The organism is Xanthomonas sp. LF06-19, from assembly GCF_034105425.1.
Classification (GTDB): Bacteria; Pseudomonadota; Gammaproteobacteria; order Xanthomonadales; family Xanthomonadaceae; genus Xanthomonas_A; species Xanthomonas_A sontii.
The window spans coordinates 40,400-56,524 of sequence record NZ_JAXGGH010000012.1 but is presented as its reverse complement, the minus strand read 5'-3'; the positions used below and the strand labels follow the sequence as shown (position 1 = coordinate 56,524).

Here is a 16,125-nt window from a genome sequence, read left to right as displayed (position 1 = left end):
TCGTCCTGGCCATGCGACACCCACGACGGCGGACTTCGGTCCGCCGTCGTGCGTTCGGGGAACTGCAATGAGCCGACTGCTCTCGCTCTACCGCCGCATGCAAGGCTGGCCCGGGGGATCCTGGCTGTTCTCGCGTGCGGTGTGCTTCAAGGCGCCCTACTTCGCCAGCATCGCCCCGCGCATCACCGTCCTGGAGCCGGGCCGCTGCGAGGCGCGCATCGCGCACCGGCGGCGGGTCAGCAACCACATCGGCACGGTACACGCGATCGCGCTGTGCAACCTGGCGGAACTGGCCGGTGGAGTGATGGTCGACGCCAGCCTGCCGCCGTCGATGCGCTGGATCCCCAAGGGCATGCAGGTGGAATACCGCAGCAAGGCGCTCGGCCCGATGCATGCGGTGGCCACGCCGGACGTGGCGATCGTCGCCGCCGAGCGTGGTTACGACCTGCCGGTCAGCGTGGAGATCCGCGATACGCACGAGCACGTGGTGTGCTTCGCGCGCATCGCCATATGGGTGTCGCCACGCGTGCCGGCCACGGCCTCGCCCTGATCGCAGCGTCGCGTGTGCGGTGCGTGGCTCAATACGCCAGCAGCAGCGCCGCGATCGCCAGCGCTGCCGGCATCGCCTGCACGAACACGATGCGGCGGCTGACGCTCCAGCCGCCGTACAGGCCGGCCACGACCACGCAGCCGAGGAAGAACAGCATCACGTCGACCCGCTGCGCGACCAGGCCCCAGGCCAGGCCGGCGGCGAGGAAGCCGTTGTAGAGCCCCTGATTGGCCGCCAGCACGCGCGTGGCTTGCGCCTTCTCCGGCGAATTGCGGAACACCTTCATGCCCAGCGGACGCGTCCACAGGACCATCTCCAGCACCAGGATGTACACGTGCAGCAGCGCGACCGCGCCGACCAGGATCGAAGCCAACAGGATCATCGTGCTATCCGGCACAGGAGACAGGGCGTCAGCATAGCCAGCGGCCCGATGGGCGGCCAGTCCCCCGCCACGCGGCGCCGGCTCAGCGCGTTGGCGGCGTGCGTTCCGGCGGCAGCTTGGCCGCCTCGCGCAGCAGCCGCCACGCGCCCAGGGTCATGCCGGAGGCGGCCAGCAGGCCCGCGACGAACACCACCTGCGAGCCGAACCCCGACAGCAGCTTGTACAACCATGCGAAGCTGAGGTCGCTGCCACGGTAGATCACCGTATCGATCGCCGCGCCGGCCTTGTAGCGCCATTCGCGGCCGACCCGGGTGTACAGGGTCTCGCGGGCCGGCTTGGCCAGAGAGAACTCGCCGGCGCGGGTCACCACCTGCACCACCGCCACCAGCATCGGCAGCGGCGACACCGCCAGCACCGAATAGCCGAGCAGGATCGCGCAGCCGGGGATCAGCAGCGCCGGCCCGATGCCGAAGCGCGACAACAGCGCGCGGGTGACCAGCAACTGCAGCACCAGGGTCACCGCGTTCACCGCCAGGTCGATGTTCGCGTAGAAGGCGGTACTGGCCGCCGCATCGGTGTACAGGCGGCGCACGATCGCCGCCTGTTCGTTGTACAGCAGGGTGCCCACGCCCACGCCGAACACCGACATCAGCGCCAGCCAGCGCAGCAGCGGCTCGCGCGCGATCAGCTTCAGCCCGGCCAGCACGTCGCCGCCCATCGGCGCCTCGCCGCCGACCACGCCACGCTCGCGTTCGCGGGCGACCGCCCACAGCCGCAGGCGCAGCAGGCACACCACGCTGACCACCAGGAAGCCGGCCGACACCAGCATCAGGTTGGCGATGCCCACGCGCTCGACCAGGCTGCTGGCGATCACCGGTCCCAGGAACGCGCCGAGCGTGCCGGCGGCGCCGATGTAGCCGTAGCAGGCGCGCGCTTCGGCGTTGCTGAAGACATCGGCCATGAAGCTCCAGAACACCGCCACCGCGAACAGGTTGAACACCGAGATCCACAGGAAGAAGGCCATGCCGCGCCCGGGCACGCCGCTGTCGAACAGCACGTAGAACAGCAGCAGCGTGGCGATGAAGAAGCCGTACACCACCGGCAGGAACACCCGCCGCGGATAGCGGCTGACCAGCGCCCCGTAGATCGGCTGCAGCAACAACATGATCAGGAAGGTGCAGGTGAACAGCACCTGCAGCGCGAATTCCTTCAGCGGCATGCCGTGCGCCGCGAAGAACGCGATCATCGCCGGCGGGAACACCGCGGCCACGTCGGCGGAGGCGCCCATCGCCTCGCGCACCGGCCGCAGCACGTAGTAGCCGCTGAGCAGCGAGAAGAAGTACAGGAATGCCCACGCCAGCGGCGGCGAATCGCGCAGGGCACCGCGCAGCCGCGCCAGCGCACCGGGGGCATGCGGGGTGGCGCTCATTGGCGACGGACCCTGGTGCAAAAACGGGACATGGCGATTTTCGGGGGGCGGAAAACGCGCACGGTAGCTGATGCACCGCAACACCGCCAGCGCGTGCGCGATCCACAGCCCGCGCCGTACGCGCATCGCGCGCGGCGAACGGCCGCGCCGAGCATATGCTCTATCCTCGGCGACTAGCGTCGGCGCCAGGAACTCAGGGGACACCGCGGGTGTACGACTACATCATCATCGGCGCAGGCTCGGCCGGCTGCGTGCTCGCCAACCGCCTGAGCGAGGACCGCGACTGCAAGGTGCTGCTGATCGAGGCCGGGCCGCGCGACCGCAATCCCTTCATCCACATGCCCGCGGGCCTGGCGCGCCTGGCCAGCAACCGCCGCATCAACTGGAACTACCTGACCGAGGCCGAGCCGGCCTTGAACGACCGCCGCCTGTGGTGGCCGCGCGGCAAGGTGCTGGGCGGCTCCAGCTCGATCAACGCGATGTGCTACGTGCGCGGCGTGCCCGCCGACTACGACGACTGGTCGGCCGACGGCGCCGACGGCTGGGACTGGCGCGGCGTGCTGCCGTACTTCCGCCGCAGCGAATGCAACAGCCGCGGTGGCGATGCGCTGCATGGCGGCGACGGCCCGCTGCACGTCTCCGACCTGCGCTACCACAACCCGCTCTCGGACGTGTTCGTGGCCGCCGCGCAGGAAGCGGGCTTCCCGCACAATCCCGATTTCAACGGTCCGCAGCAACAGGGCGTGGGCCTGTACCAGGTCACCCAGAAGGACGGCGCACGCTGCTCGGCCGCGGTCGCCTACCTGGCGCCGGCGCGCGCGCGGGACAACCTGCATGTGGTCACCGACGCGCTGGTGCTGCGCCTGCTGATCGAGGGCGGCCGCGTGGTCGGCGTCGCCTATGCGCAGGACGGCCGCGAGGTGCAGGCGCGCGCCGCGCGCGAGGTGCTGCTCAGCGCCGGCGCGGTGAACTCCCCGCAGCTGCTGATGCTCTCGGGCATCGGCCCGGCCGATGCGCTGCGCCGCCACGGCATCGCGGTGCAGCTGGACCAGCCGCAGGTCGGCGCCAACCTGCAGGATCACCTGGACGTGTGCACGCTGTACCGCACCCGCCCGGGCATCAGCTACGACCGCCGCAACCAGGCCAAGATCGCCTTCGACTATTTCCTGCGCGGGCACCGCGGCGCCGGCAGCAGCAACATCGCCGAGGCCGGCGGCTTCATCCGCTCGCCATTGGCGCCGGACGCGCGCGCCGACATCCAGTTGCACTTCGTGCCGGCCATGCTCGACGACCACGGCCGCAACCGCCTGCCCGGCGACGGCTTCACCTTGCACGCCTGCCACCTGCAGCCGCGCAGCCACGGCCGCATCGCGCTCAACGACGCCGACCCGCGCACGCCGGCGCGGATCCAGGCCAACTATCTGAGCGATCCCGACGGCTTCGACCTGCGCATGCTGGTGGAATGCGCGCGCCTGGCGCGGCACATCCTGCAGCAGCCGGCGTTCGATGCATGGCGCGGCGCGCCGCTGCTGCCGGCGCGGGAGGACCTGGACGAGGCCGGGCTGGTCGCCTTCATCCGCGCCAAGGCCGAAACCATCTACCACCCGATCGGCACCTGCCGGATGGGCAGCGATGCGCAGGCGGTGGTCGACCCGCAGCTGCGCCTGCGCGGTCTCGACGGCCTGCGCGTGGTCGACGCCTCGGTGATGCCGCGCCTGGTCAGCGGCAACACCAACGGCCCGACGATGATGATCGCTGAGCGTGCTGCGGATCTGATCCGTGGGCGGGCTGTGCTGCGGGAGGGGTGAGGCGGCGGCTGCGCGCCGCTGCGCGGAGGGGGCGAGCGCACGAGTATCGCGGCGGTAGATCCGCTGCTGCGTGACCTACCCTCACCCCAACCCCTCTCCCGGGGGGAGAGGGGCTAGGCAAGCCGTGCGCGGCACGGCGATTGCATGTCCGTGGGTATCGGCCGCAGTCCCCGCCACCGCTCCGCCGGCAGGCCTGCAAACCCCCGTCCGAGGCGGGAAATCCCCAGCAGGATCAAGGCGATGCCTATTCATCTTCTCCCAGTTTGTGCATTCGAGAAATCCAGCGCTAGAATCGTGGCCGGCAGCACCTCACAGGCCTCAGGCGCAATGACACAGAACAGCAGGCACCGGCTCCTTCGACCGGTGGCAACCGGGTTGCTCGGGGCATTGCTGCCCTTTGCGATGTCCTCCACCGCACAGACGCCGGCGCCCGCACAACCGCTGCCGCCGCCGCTGCACACCGAAGCCACGCGCTACACCTCGCCGACCCAGCCGCTGCCCTACCGCGCTTCGCTCACCCAGAGCCAGGTGCTGCCGCTGGCCAAGGACTTCGATGTCGCCGCGCTGGAGTCGGTGGCCGAACAGTTGACCTATGGCGAGCGCGTGCCCGGCCTGGCGATGGCCATCGTGCACAACGGCCAGGTGCTCAGCGCGCGCGGCTACGGCGTCACCGACGTCAATCGCCCCGAGCAAGTCGATGCGCACACCGTGTTCCGCCTGGCCTCGCTGTCCAAGGCGTTCGCCGGCACCATGGCCGGCCTGCTGGTCAACGACGGCACCCTGCGCTGGGACAGCAAGGTCGTCGACTACGTGCCCGGCTTCCAGCTCAGCGACCCGGTCGCCACGCGCCAGTTGAACGTCGCCGACCTGCTCAGCCACCGCGTCGGCCTCACCTACAACGCCTACGACCGCGACGTCGAATCCAACATCGACTACTACACGCTCAGCCACAAGCTGGCCTATGCGCCGCTGAAGTGCGCGCCGGGCGAGTGCTACGCCTACCAGAACGTCGCCTTCAGCCTGATCGGCGACGTGGTGTTCGCCGCGTCCGGCAGCTTCTACGAGCAGTCGGTGGAGCGGCGCATCTTCAAGCCGCTGGGCATGAACGACGCCAGCATGGGCCTGGCCGGCATCCAGGCCAGCCCGCGCTGGGCGCGCCCGCATGTGCGCAGCCGCAACGGCTGGGTCTCGCTGACGCCCAAGCCGACCTACTACCGCCTGGCGCCGGCCGCCGGCGTCAACGCCAGCATCAGCGACATGGCGCAGTGGTTGATCGCGCAGACCGGGCATCGTCCCGACGTGCTGCCGGAGCCGCTGCTGGCGACCCTGCACGCGCCGCTGATCCTCACCCCCGGCGAGATGCGCTCGGGCTGGCGCCGCGCCCGCGTCAACTCGGCCAGCTACGCGCTGGGCTGGCGCGTGTTCGACTACTCCGGCCACCAGGTGATCTTCCACGCCGGCGCGGTGCAGGGCTACCGCGGCCTGATCGCGCTGGTGCCGGAACGCGACCTCGGCGTGGCCATCCTGTGGAACGGCGAAAGCGGCCTGCCCTCGGGCCTGCTGCCGACCGTGCTCGACCGCGCGATCGGCCTGCCGGCGCAGCGCTGGCTGGACGTGGACACCGACTTCGGCAGCGACAACCTGATGGCCGAGCGTCCGGACCCGAAGGACAAGAAGGGCGCCTCCTCGTCCAAGTCGGTGGCCTCGCCGCACTGAGCGCGGCTTCCCGCAGCATCCTCGCAGAAGGCGGCGCAAGCCGCCTTTCTGCTGTCTGCAGCGCTGACCTGCACTGCGTGTGCCCCTTCCCGGCTGGGACGCGGTGCCATTCCCGCAGCAACGACACGGCGCGGTCTCCGCCGCACTGACCGCGCGCTCGCGCAGCATCCTCGCGAACGGGCGCGCGAACCGCCTTTCTGCTGTCTGCAGCGCTGACCTGCGCTGCGTGCGCCCTTCTTCCAGGCGCGGGGACGCAGTCCTGTCCCGGCTGCGGCGATGCGCCGGAACGAGCGGACCATAAAAGTGTGGCCGCAACGCCGACGTCATGCCTGGACGAACGATCGGCGACTGCGTCCCCCAGCGGCAGCAGGCGCTCGGAGCGCCCGCGTACGGCCGCGGTGAGGGTGGTGGCGCACCGCCGCTTCCAAGATCGCGCACAGGGCACACGCCGCGCCCTCTCGGCATTGATCGCGATCCGGCATCTGGTGTCGCTGCGCCCCGCATCGCCGCAGGCTGCCGTTGGCGTGCTGGCAACCCGGTGCACCATCGCCGACGTGCGCGGGACAGCGCGCAAGGTGCGACTGCAGGACGCCTCCGATAACGACCGACGAGAAGCCTCCTGCGGAAGTCGACTGTCGTGCAACCGCGACGCGCGAAGTGGTGGGTACTTTCCGATGGCCCAATGCGTCGGGACTGAAGTCCCTCCCACAGCCACCCGGCGAGCTCGCAAGCCACTGTGGAAGTCGCTTCAGCAGCGACGGGCATTCCAGACAAAGCCCGTCGTGGCTGAATCCGCTCCCACAGGGGCTTGCGGCGAACCTACCGGATGCACTGTGGGAGGGACTTCAGTCCCGACGACGGAGGGTGTCGGCCGGCTTTCGGCTTCGCTTGTCGCGGCTGCACGACAGTCGACTCCCACAGGACAGACTGCATCCGGCGGGAGTGTGGCGAAAGCAGGCGGCCGGAGACTCCCCTCAGTCCACGGATACGCCGGAAAAACCCGTGATGCGGAGTGGAGGCGGGCAAGGCGCGCTGACGCGCTGCAAGTGCGCACGCAACGCCTTGGCTGGGTCGGCAAATGCCAGGCGTTCCGGCTGCTGTGGCGGCCCCGATCCCGACGGTCGGTTCAGGCCAGGGGCGATCATTGCGCGCGATATGACGGCCTTTGCTGCCGCCTACCGTCGTGTCGTTGCCGGCGTAGCTGTCGCGTAAATGCACGCCGACGATAACTGCCCGCGCCTCCCTCCCGGTACTCGCGTGGCTGCCCAGGCCGCACGTGCATGCCAGGGAGATCAGGTGGATGCGTTGCCCTGCCCGCAGGCGCTGACCGTGGCACGGAGACGACGCGGCTTGCCGCGTCGGTTGCCGATGCGACAGGCACAGGCGCGATGTCCACGTGGCAGCCTGGCAAGCAGGGCACAGGGAACGGGCAGCGTGGATCGGGAAGACGGACGCCGCGGGATCGTCGGACGAAGGCACCACGGGGGTACTCTCCGGTCGGGACTGAAGTGCCTCCCACAACCGGGACTGCGAGCACGCGCGGCAGGATGCCGCACATAAAAAACTCCCTCCCCGCTGGGCACCGGGGAGAGAGTCTAGGAACAGCGATCGGGATGGATCAGATCAGCGGCGCGGGCGTGGCCGGCAGCGCGACCGGAGCGGCCTTCTTCTTGCGAGCGGCCGGCTTCTTCTTCGCCACGGTCTTCTTGGCGGTGGCCTTCTTCGCAGTTGCCTTCTTCGCGGCCGGCTTCTTGGCAGCCGACTTCTTCACCGTCTTCTTGGCAGCGGTCTTCTTGGTCGCAGCCTTCTTCGCGGTCTTCTTCACCGCCTTCTTGGCGACGGCCTTCTTCGCGGTCTTCTTGGTGGCGGCCTTCTTCGCCGTCTTCTTCACTGCCTTCTTGGCAACGGCCTTCTTGACCGCCTTCTTCACCTTGGCGACCTTCTTGGCCACCTTCTTGGCGACCTTCTTGACCGCCTTCTTTACCGAAACCTTCTTCGCTGCCGGCTTCTTGGCGGCAGTCTTCTTGACCGCCTTCTTAGCGGCCGGCTTTTTCGCAGCTTTTTTCGTCGCCATGGGATGGCTCCTCGTCAGTGAACTATGGATTGAAAATGCCCAGTTAAAGCAACCTCGCGGCGATGCTCCGCCTGCGGGAACCGCCGGCGCGCGCTGCGGGCCGGATCGGATACAGAAACACCCGTACCGGATAGCGATACGGGTGCGATGCCAGGGGAGACGTTGCGTTTCTCGGAGGGAAGCGACTCCAACTCCACCATCTTCGGGTTCCTGGCGGATGTCCAAGTTGTGCTTCGCGTTTTGATGTCGATCCGATTCACTCGCTTGCGCAGCAACGTCTGCTGGGCGAAACCTAATCACGGTTTTTTTTACTGTCAACACTTCTACGCAATTTTTTTTTCGATGGCGCGCGCGCCACCGACGCCGCATGCCGCACTGGCCGCCTTGCCGACGCCGCCGATCGCCGACGCCGACGCCGCGAGGAAAACGGCGCATGCAAAAAAAGCAGGGAAATTTCCGTGTTTTCTGTAACGACACACTGCCTCGATCGCGTTGCGGGCAGGCAGCGGCGAAGCGTCGGCGGGAACCGCGGCGATGCACGCCAGCCTGTCCGCTAGCTGAAAAAAAATTTCGCGACCGCACGCGGTTCCGGCATCGCACAAGTGCAAATGCGCAAAAGTGCGCAAACTTTTTTGCGTCGTGCGGCGCTCACGACGCGCGCGATGCATGCGTGCCGCGTCGCCGGGTGGCGCCGCATCGCGCCACCGCGACACGACCTGCACGCACGTCGCCGACACACCGCGACGCGCACGACTGCCCTCGCCCACCTCCATGCCAAGTCGCCAACGCGTCCTCCGGCGATGCCGTTGCACGGTCGTGTCGACCGACGCAGCTCGCAGAGGTGATCGACTGGCGCTGGCACGCACCGCGCCGCCATGCGTCGGCGAAGCGAGCAGCGCGCACCGCATCGCCGATGCCCCCGCGTCGCCGACCCACGTTGCGTCTCCATGCCACGCTGCCCTGCGCCGCGTCGGAAAACCGGCGCCGGCCGACGCGCCGATCGTCGGCATCGGTCACCGCCAGACGCGACGGACACGCTGCGCTCGCGGTGCACCCGGCAGCGACCTCACATGGTCTTCGCAGCGACGCACGCAGCGACGCAGGCGACGCGCGTTCCGGGATCGCCATGCCGAGAATGGCGCTGCCGACGCGCGAACGCTGGCGAGCTCGCCGAGCCGCGCCCAAAAAGAAACCGGCCGCACTGGGCGGCCGGTTCGGGTATCGCGATGGGCGGTCGGCTCAGTGGCCGTCGTCCTCGAGCAGTTCGGCGTACTCGTCCGGCGACAGCAGTTCGTTCAACTGCTCGGCATCGTCCGCTTCCAGCACCAGGATCCAGCCTTCGCCGTAGGCGTCCTCGTTGATCGTTTCCGGCTTGTCGCTCAGCGCAGTGTTGACCTCGACGACCTTGCCGCTGAGCGGGCTGTACACGTCCGAGGCGGCCTTGACCGACTCGACCACGGCCACGCCGTTGCCGGCTTCGACGTGATCACCGACGTTCGGCAGCTCGACGTAGACCAGGTCGCCGAGCAGGCCCTGGGCGTGGTCGGAGATGCCGATGGTCACGCGACCGTTACCTTCGACGCGGGCCCACTCGTGGGACTTGAGGAATTTGAGGTCGCCAGGGATCTCGCTCATGGGGCTGCTCCGGAAGAAGACGGTATCGAGGATGGGAGTCTAGTGTAGCGAACCGCGCGCTTGGGAAAGAAGTCGCGCGCGGCGGACAGGACTCAGCCGAGCACGCCGGGCTGGACCTGGCCTTCGCGCACGAACGGGAACTTGACCACGCGCACCGGCACTTCCTTGCCGCGGATGTCCACGCGCACCGCACCCGGCTCGCCGGCCGGCACCCGCGCGAAGGCGATCGCCTTGCCCAGCGTCGGCGAGAAGGTGCCGGACAGGATCTCGCCGTCGCCGTTCGCGGTCAGCACCTTCTGCCCGTGGCGCAGCACGCCCTTCTCGTCCATCACCAGGCCGATCATCTGCCGCGGCGCGCCACCGGCCTTCTGCGCTTCCAGCACAGCGCGGCCGATGAAGTCGCGGCCCTCGTCGAGGGTCACCGTCCAGGCCAGCGCGGCCTCGTAAGGCGAGACGCTGTCGTCCATGTCCTGACCGTAGAGGTTCATGCCCGCCTCCAGGCGCAGCGTATCGCGCGCGCCCAGGCCGGCCGGCTTCACCCCCGCACCGATCAGCGCCTCCCAGAACGCCGGCGCCTGCGCTTGCGGCAGCACGATCTCGAATCCGTCTTCGCCGGTGTAGCCGGTGCGCGCGACGAACAGCGGCACGCCTGCGTCCGAGGTCGCCTCGATCGCGGCGAAGCGGCCGAGCTTCTGCGCCGCGGCACGATCCTGCTCGCGCAGCAGGCCGATCGCCTTGGCGCGCGCGTTCGGCCCCTGCACCGCGATCATCGCGAAGTCGTCGCGCTCGCGCACCTGCACGCCGAACGCCTGCGCCTGCTCGCCGATCCAGGCCAGATCCTTGGCGCGGGTGGCGGCGTTGACCACCAGGCGGAAGAACGCATCGGACATGTAATAGACGATCAGATCGTCGATCACCCCGCCCTGCGGGTTGAGCATGCAGGTGTACAGCGCCTTGCCCGACACCTTCAGCTTGTCCACCGAATTGGCCAGCAGATGGCGCAGGAACGCGCGGACCTGCTCGCCGTGCAGATCGACCACGGTCATGTGGCTGACGTCGAACATGCCGGCGTCGCGGCGCACCTGGTGGTGCTCGTCGATCTGCGAGCCGTAGTGGATCGGCATGTCCCAGCCGCCGAAGTCGACCATCTTGGCGCCGAGGGCGCGGTGGCTGTCGTTGAGGATGGTCTTCTGGGTCATGGCACGGGTCCGTGAGAAAAGTCCCCCATTATCGCTGGGGCGGAGCCGGGATTGGGGAATCGGGAATGGGGATTCGTAAGAGCGGCTTTCCTGGATCCGAAGGACTGGCGCTCGATCGCGCAGTGCCGTGGGAGCGGCTTCAGCGAAGACGGGGATCGGGGAGTTGGGATTCGGGATTAGCAAGAGCGGGCGTCCTGAGCCGAAGGACGCGCGCTTGATCGCTGCTCCTACGCGCAGGAAGATTGGGAAGGTGGAGGTACCGCGCACTCGCGGCACCAATCCCCAATCCCGACTCCCCAATCCCGGCTTTCAAACCGCCTGGACCAGCAGCGTCATCCCGTCCACGCCGACGATGCGCACCGTGCTGCCGGCCGGCAGGTCGGGGCCGCCGACGACCCAGAAGGCGTCGTCGACCTTGGCGCGGCCGCGGCCGCCGTGGATCGGCTGATCCAGGGTCACCATGCGGCCGATCAGTTGCTCGGCGCGGCGATTGAGCAGCGGCTGGTCGCTGGTCCGGCCGCGGTTGCGGAACCAGGTGCGGTACACCTGGATCGAGACGAAGCTCAGCACCACGAACGCGCCGACCTGCAGCAGCAGGGAGATGTCCGGGAACACCAGCACGGCGAGGAACACCGCCGCGGCGGCGAAGCCCATCCACAGCATGAAGGCGCCCGGCGCCAGCGATTCGGCCGCGAACAGCAACAAGGTCAGGGCACCCCAGGCCACTACCTCAATGCGCATGGCTCAGACTCCGTTGCGCGGCGGCACGCGCGGCACTGCCGGCGGGGTGGCCTGCTTGTTCAGCGCCTCGCGCGCCAGTTCGGCGATGCCGGCGATCGAGCCGATGATGCCGCTGGACTCCATCGGCATCAGCACGAACTTCTGGTTCGGCGCGGTGGCCAGTTCCTTGAACGCCTCCACGTACTTCTGCGCGACGAAGTAGTTGATCGCCTGCACGTCGCCTTCGGCGATCGCCTTGGACACCATCGCCGTCGCCCGCGCTTCGGCCTCGGCCAGGCGCTCGCGCGCCTCGGCGTCGCGGAACGCGGCCTCCTTGCGGCCTTCGGCCTCCAGCACAGCCGCCTGCTTCTCGCCGTCGGCACGCAGGATCTCCGACTGCCGCGAGCCCTCCGCCTCGAGGATCTGCGCGCGCTTCTCGCGCTCGGCCTTCATCTGCCGGGCCATCGCATCGACCAGGTCGCGCGGCGGCTGAATATCGCGGATCTCGATGCGGGTGACCTTGATGCCCCACGGATTGGTGGCATGGTCGACCACGTTCAGCAGCTGCGCATTGATGGTCTCGCGCTGGCTCAGCGATTCGTCCAGGTCCATCGAGCCGATCACGGTGCGGATGTTGGTCTGCACCAGCGCGATGGTGGCGATCTCCAGGTTGGAGACTTCATACGCGGCCTTGGCGGCGTCCAGCACCTGGAAGAACACCACGCCGTCCACGCGCACGACCGCGTTGTCCTTGGTGATGACGTCCTGGCTGGGCACGTCCAGCACCTGTTCCATCATATTGACCTTGCGGCCGACGCCATACACCCACGGAATCAGGAAGTGCAGGCCGGGCGACAGCGTGTGGGTGTAGCGGCCAAAGCGCTCCACCGTCCACTGGAATCCCTGCGGCACCATGCGCACGGTCTTGAACAGCACCACCACGCCGAAGAACAGGATCACCAGCGCAAGGAAGAAGGAAGACGGCATCAGGTCGCTCCATTAACCAGAAGAAGGAATCGAATCCGCAGTATAGCCAGCGCACGCGCACGTGCCGGTCACCAGCGGATGCGGCCCAGCAGCATGTCCTTGAACATCACCCAGTCGCCGGCAAGCGAGTACAGCGGGTGCTTGAAGGTGGCGGGACGGTTCTTCTCGAACACGAAATGGCCGATCCAGGCGCAGCCGTAGCCGCAGACCGGTGCGGCCCATAACCAACGCGGCTGGCCGGTGCACAGCGCCAGCAGCAGGCTCGCCAGCACGCCGAGGCTGCCGACGAAATGCAGCCGTCGCGACACCCGATGCCGGTGCTCGCTCAGATAGAACGGATAGAACTCGCGAAAACTGGAGAAGCGACGCATGCGATGGCCCTCCCGAGGCGACGCAGGCGTCCAGCATACGCTGGGAGAGCGGGCATGGTGCGCAGAGCCCGGACGCGACGCGCAGTTGCCATGCGGCCACGACGCGTAACGTGGCGCGGCATCCGATGATGCAATGCATCGGGACTGAAGTCCCTCCCACCGTGCACCCACCGCATTCGCCGCAAGCGCCTATGGGAGCGGCCGCCGTCGTGCCGTGGTGCGACGATGACCTGTATCGCGACCACAAGGCACCGCCCATCGCGCCGTGACGTGTCCTGCGGAAGTCAACTGTCATGCAGCCAAGACGCGCAACCTGGCGTGCTTTCCGATGATCCAATGGGTCGGGACTGAAGTCCCTCCCACCGTGCACCCGCCGCATTCGCAGCAAGCGCCTATGGGGGCGGCCTCCGTCGTGCCGCGGTGCGACGATGACGTGCCTCGTGGCGGCAAGGCACCGCCCATCACGCCGTGACGTGTCCTGCGGAGGTCAACTGTCATGCGGCCACGACGCGCAACCTGGCGTGCTTTCCGATGAGCCAATGCGTCGGGACTGAAGCCCCCCACAGTGCACCCACCGCATTCGCCGCCAGCGCCTGTGGGAGCGACCTCAGCCCTGCCGCGGCGCGAACATGATCACCGCCATGCCGGCCAGGCACAGGCCGGCGCCGAGCAGGTCCCAGCGCGTGGGGCGCATGCCCTGCACAGTCCACAGCCACAGCAAGGCGACGGCGACATAGACGCCGCCGTAGGCCGCATAGACGCGGCCGCTGGCGGCAGGATGCAGGGTCAGCAGCCAGACGAAGGCCGCCAGGCTGCCCGCGGCCGGCAACAGCAGCCAGGCGCTGCGCTGTTCGCGCAGCCAGAGATAAGGCAGGTAGCAGCCGACGATTTCCGCCACGGCGGTCAGCACGAACAGCAGCAGGGTCTTCATCCGGCCGCGGCGCGTTCTTCGTCCTTGGCGCGCTGCCAGTACGCCTCCTGCTGTGCCAGGGCCAGGCCATCCAGCGCGCCGCCGTCCTGCTGCGCCAGCCGTTCCATCGTGCGGAAGCGACGCTCGAACTTGAGGTTGGCGTGGCGCAGCGCCGCAGCGACGTCGACCTTGGCATGCCGCGCCAGGTTGGCGCAGACGAACAGCAGGTCGCCGATCTCGTCCTGCAGCCGTGCCGGATCGACTGCGGCGCCATGCGCCAGTTCCGCGCGCACTTCCTCCAGTTCTTCCTGCACCTTGTCCAGCACCGGCGCGGGGCCGGGCCAGTCGAAGCCGACCCGCGCCGCGCGCGACTGCAGCTTCAGCGCGCGCTGCCATTCCGGCAGGCCGCGGGCGATGCCAGCCAGTGCCGAGCCGTCGCGCTCGCCGGCGGCGGCGCGCTCGGCGCGTTTGATCTCTTCCCACTTCAGCGTCTGCTGTTCGGCATCGGCCACCTGGCTGTCGCCGAACACGTGCGGGTGGCGGCGCACCATCTTGTCGCAGATCGCCGCGACCACGTCGTCGAAGCCGAACGCGCCCTGCTCGCGCGCCATCTGCGCATGGAACACCACCTGCAGCAGCAGATCGCCGAGTTCGTCCTTCAGCCCGGCCAGGTCCTGGCGGTCGATCGCGTCGGCCACTTCGTAGGCCTCTTCGATCGTGTACGCGGCGATGCTGGCGAAGTCCTGCTCCAGGTCCCAGGGGCAGCCCTGCGCGGGATCGCGCAGGCGCGCCATGATGTCGAGCAGGGCAGGAAGGTCGTAGCGGGCTGGAGTCACGGGCGGGTTCCGGTGCGACGGCACCGCTGCCGCCTGCCGCCTAGTGTGGCAGAGCGCGCGCCGTGCGGCGCGCGCGCGTGGCGCGGCTCAGCCCAGCCAGTCGCGCCAGGGCAGCGCCGCATCGCCCAGCGCCACGAAGTCGCCGTTGAGCAGCGATTCGCGGCGGTTGTAGCGGAACGGCTTGCCGGTCGCGGCGGCCAGCAGCGCGCCGCCGGCGGCCTGCAGCACGCACTGCCCGGCGGCGGTGTCCCATTCGGAGGTCGGGCCGAAGCGCGGATACACGTCCAGGTCGCCATCGGCGATCCGGCAGAACTTCAGCGACGAACCCTGCGCGACCAGTTCGATCTCGCCCATGCGCTGCAGCAACGCGTCGGTACGCGCGTCACGGTGCGAACGGCTCGCCGCCACCCGCAGCGGCGCGGTGGCCGGACGTCGCGTATTCAGCGCGGTGTCGCGGAAGCCCTCGCGGCGGTACGCCTGCTCGCCACGCACCGCATGCCAGACGCGGCCATCGACCGGCGCCTGGACCACGCCGAACACCGGCGCGCCCTGGTGGATCAGCGCGATGTTGACGCTGAACTCGCCGTTGCGCTTGACGAACTCGCGGGTGCCGTCGAGCGGGTCGACCAGCCAATAGGTGGTCCAGTGCTCGCGCACCTCCCACGGAATCTGCGCCGATTCCTCGGACAGCACCGGCAGGTCCGGGGTCAGCCGCTCCAGGCCTTCGACGATGATCTGGTGCGCGGCCAGATCGGCCTGGGTCAACGGGCTGGTATCGGCCTTGTGCTCCACCTCGAAGCCGGTGGCATAGACGGACATGATGGCCGCGGCGGCATCGATGGCGATGGCGATCACGGTTTCGCGCAAATCACTGGTGAGACGGATCATTCGGCGCGACCCAGCCACTCGCGGGCGATGAACAGCGCCGCCAGCGAACGCCCCTCGGAAAAATCTTCACGCAACATCAGTTGATCCAGTTCAGCCAGTTTCCAGGGCACCACTTCCAATTCCTCCGGCTCGTCGCCGGTCAGTCGTTCGGGATAGAGATCTTGTGCAAGCACCAGCCACGACTGGTGGCTCATGTAGGTCGGCGCCAGGGTCATCGCGCGCAGTACGCGCAGTTGCCGGGCGCCGTAGCCGGCCTCTTCCTTGAGTTCGCGGTCGGCCGCCTGCAGCGGGGTCTCGCCGGCGTCGATGCGGCCCTTGACCAGGCCCAGTTCGTAGCGGTGCACGCCGGCGGCGTATTCGCGCACCAGCAGCACGGTCTGCGCATCCAGCATCGGCACCACCACCACCGCGCCATGGCCCGGCGCCGTGAGCCGGTGGAACACGCGGCGTTCGCCGTTGCTGAACTCCAGATCCAGTTCCTCGACCCGGCGCTCGGCAGCCGTTTCGCTGCGCTCGCGCACGGCATGAATGACCGGCAACCGACGGGTCACGCCGGCACCCTGCGGCGCCGGACGGCGTCGATCGATAGAATGCACGGAGCGAAGAACCTGTTCATGAGC

The 16,125-nt window shown here is 68.6% G+C and carries 16 protein-coding genes; 3 read left to right on the top strand and 13 right to left on the bottom strand.

Features of this window, described 5'->3' with window-relative positions; translation table 11 throughout:
• Positions 1-67: 67 nt before the first annotated feature.
• Positions 68-550: a hotdog fold domain-containing protein gene (locus tag SLW55_RS19290; RefSeq protein WP_295847248.1), complete on the top strand. Its 483-nt coding sequence runs from the start codon at positions 68-70 to the stop codon at positions 548-550.
• 28 nt (positions 551-578) lie between these two features.
• Here SLW55_RS19290 and SLW55_RS19285 read toward each other — a convergent pair whose 3' ends face one another.
• Positions 579-932 carry a DUF1304 domain-containing protein gene (locus SLW55_RS19285; protein ID WP_295847250.1) on the bottom strand — a complete coding sequence of 118 codons (354 nt, stop codon included), beginning with the start codon at positions 930-932 and terminating at the stop codon, positions 579-581.
• Between the two features lie 82 nt (positions 933-1,014).
• Positions 1,015-2,361, bottom strand: coding sequence for an MFS transporter (locus SLW55_RS19280; RefSeq protein ID WP_017910468.1), 1,347 nt, complete (start codon positions 2,359-2,361; stop codon positions 1,015-1,017).
• A 209-nt stretch (positions 2,362-2,570) separates the two neighbouring features.
• On the opposite strand from SLW55_RS19280, the gene SLW55_RS19275 reads away from it, so the two are divergent.
• The gene (locus tag SLW55_RS19275) at positions 2,571-4,169 is read left to right on the top strand and encodes a choline dehydrogenase (protein WP_295974350.1); all 1,599 of its coding nucleotides are present in this window, start codon (positions 2,571-2,573) and stop codon (positions 4,167-4,169) included.
• A 327-nt stretch (positions 4,170-4,496) separates the two neighbouring features.
• Positions 4,497-5,885: a serine hydrolase domain-containing protein gene (locus SLW55_RS19270; RefSeq protein ID WP_026143743.1), complete on the top strand. Its 1,389-nt coding sequence runs from the start codon at positions 4,497-4,499 to the stop codon at positions 5,883-5,885.
• A 1,618-nt stretch (positions 5,886-7,503) separates the two neighbouring features.
• On the opposite strand, the gene SLW55_RS19265 is transcribed toward SLW55_RS19270, so the two are convergent.
• The 11 genes from SLW55_RS19265 to nudE all read right to left on the bottom strand — a co-directional run bounded on the left by SLW55_RS19265 (position 7,504) and on the right by nudE (position 16,044).
• Positions 7,504-7,959 carry a hypothetical protein gene (locus SLW55_RS19265; RefSeq protein WP_010344200.1) on the bottom strand — a complete coding sequence of 152 codons (456 nt, stop codon included), beginning with the start codon at positions 7,957-7,959 and terminating at the stop codon, positions 7,504-7,506.
• Between the two features lie 323 nt (positions 7,960-8,282).
• The gene (locus SLW55_RS19260; protein WP_152237215.1) at positions 8,283-8,732 is read right to left on the bottom strand and encodes a hypothetical protein; all 450 of its coding nucleotides are present in this window, start codon (positions 8,730-8,732) and stop codon (positions 8,283-8,285) included.
• 466 nt (positions 8,733-9,198) lie between these two features.
• Complete coding sequence (gene gcvH, locus SLW55_RS19255; protein WP_017910465.1) at positions 9,199-9,594, bottom strand: glycine cleavage system protein GcvH; 396 nt, start codon at positions 9,592-9,594, stop codon at positions 9,199-9,201.
• 92 nt (positions 9,595-9,686) lie between these two features.
• Positions 9,687-10,793 (bottom strand): glycine cleavage system aminomethyltransferase GcvT, encoded by a 1,107-nt coding sequence (gcvT, locus tag SLW55_RS19250; protein ID WP_267099170.1) that lies wholly within the window; start codon positions 10,791-10,793, stop codon positions 9,687-9,689.
• A gap of 309 nt (positions 10,794-11,102) precedes the next feature.
• A complete protein-coding gene (locus SLW55_RS19245; RefSeq protein WP_026144669.1) occupies positions 11,103-11,534 on the bottom strand; it encodes an NfeD family protein in 432 nt (143 codons plus the stop codon).
• Positions 11,535-11,537: 3 nt separating this feature from the next.
• Complete coding sequence (locus tag SLW55_RS19240) at positions 11,538-12,503, bottom strand: SPFH domain-containing protein (protein ID WP_267083793.1); 966 nt, start codon at positions 12,501-12,503, stop codon at positions 11,538-11,540.
• Between the two features lie 65 nt (positions 12,504-12,568).
• Positions 12,569-12,871, bottom strand: coding sequence for a DUF962 domain-containing protein (locus SLW55_RS19235; protein ID WP_017910461.1), 303 nt, complete (start codon positions 12,869-12,871; stop codon positions 12,569-12,571).
• Between the two features lie 607 nt (positions 12,872-13,478).
• A complete protein-coding gene (locus SLW55_RS19230; RefSeq protein WP_017916569.1) occupies positions 13,479-13,802 on the bottom strand; it encodes a YnfA family protein in 324 nt (107 codons plus the stop codon).
• Positions 13,799-14,575: a nucleoside triphosphate pyrophosphohydrolase gene (gene mazG, locus SLW55_RS19225; protein ID WP_267099204.1), complete on the bottom strand. Its 777-nt coding sequence runs from the start codon at positions 14,573-14,575 to the stop codon at positions 13,799-13,801. Before mazG ends, SLW55_RS19230 begins: the two co-directional genes overlap by 4 nt.
• A gap of 129 nt (positions 14,576-14,704) precedes the next feature.
• Positions 14,705-15,505 carry a 3'(2'),5'-bisphosphate nucleotidase CysQ gene (cysQ, locus tag SLW55_RS19220; RefSeq protein WP_017912917.1) on the bottom strand — a complete coding sequence of 267 codons (801 nt, stop codon included), beginning with the start codon at positions 15,503-15,505 and terminating at the stop codon, positions 14,705-14,707.
• Complete coding sequence (nudE, locus tag SLW55_RS19215; protein WP_295946885.1) at positions 15,502-16,044, bottom strand: ADP compounds hydrolase NudE; 543 nt, start codon at positions 16,042-16,044, stop codon at positions 15,502-15,504. Before nudE ends, cysQ begins: the two co-directional genes overlap by 4 nt.
• Between the last annotated feature and the right edge of the window lie 81 nt (positions 16,045-16,125).

Coding starts and splice junctions, on each gene's coding strand:
- mazG (WP_267099204.1), bottom strand. CDS start 14,575: ATGGCGCGCCTGCGCGATCCCGCGCAGGGCTGCCCCTGGGACCTGGAG.
- SLW55_RS19280 (WP_017910468.1), bottom strand. CDS start 2,361: ATGAGCGCCACCCCGCATGCCCCCGGTGCGCTGGCGCGGCTGCGCGGT.
- SLW55_RS19265 (WP_010344200.1), bottom strand. CDS start 7,959: ATGGCGACGAAAAAAGCTGCGAAAAAGCCGGCCGCTAAGAAGGCGGTC.
- SLW55_RS19290 (WP_295847248.1), top strand. CDS start 68: ATGAGCCGACTGCTCTCGCTCTACCGCCGCATGCAAGGCTGGCCCGGG.
- SLW55_RS19270 (WP_026143743.1), top strand. CDS start 4,497: ATGACACAGAACAGCAGGCACCGGCTCCTTCGACCGGTGGCAACCGGG.
- SLW55_RS19230 (WP_017916569.1), bottom strand. CDS start 13,802: ATGAAGACCCTGCTGCTGTTCGTGCTGACCGCCGTGGCGGAAATCGTC.
- SLW55_RS19245 (WP_026144669.1), bottom strand. CDS start 11,534: ATGCGCATTGAGGTAGTGGCCTGGGGTGCCCTGACCTTGTTGCTGTTC.
- cysQ (WP_017912917.1), bottom strand. CDS start 15,505: ATGATCCGTCTCACCAGTGATTTGCGCGAAACCGTGATCGCCATCGCC.
- gcvH (WP_017910465.1), bottom strand. CDS start 9,594: ATGAGCGAGATCCCTGGCGACCTCAAATTCCTCAAGTCCCACGAGTGG.
- SLW55_RS19260 (WP_152237215.1), bottom strand. CDS start 8,732: ATGGAGGTGGGCGAGGGCAGTCGTGCGCGTCGCGGTGTGTCGGCGACG.
- gcvT (WP_267099170.1), bottom strand. CDS start 10,793: ATGACCCAGAAGACCATCCTCAACGACAGCCACCGCGCCCTCGGCGCC.
- SLW55_RS19285 (WP_295847250.1), bottom strand. CDS start 932: ATGATCCTGTTGGCTTCGATCCTGGTCGGCGCGGTCGCGCTGCTGCAC.
- SLW55_RS19235 (WP_017910461.1), bottom strand. CDS start 12,871: ATGCGTCGCTTCTCCAGTTTTCGCGAGTTCTATCCGTTCTATCTGAGC.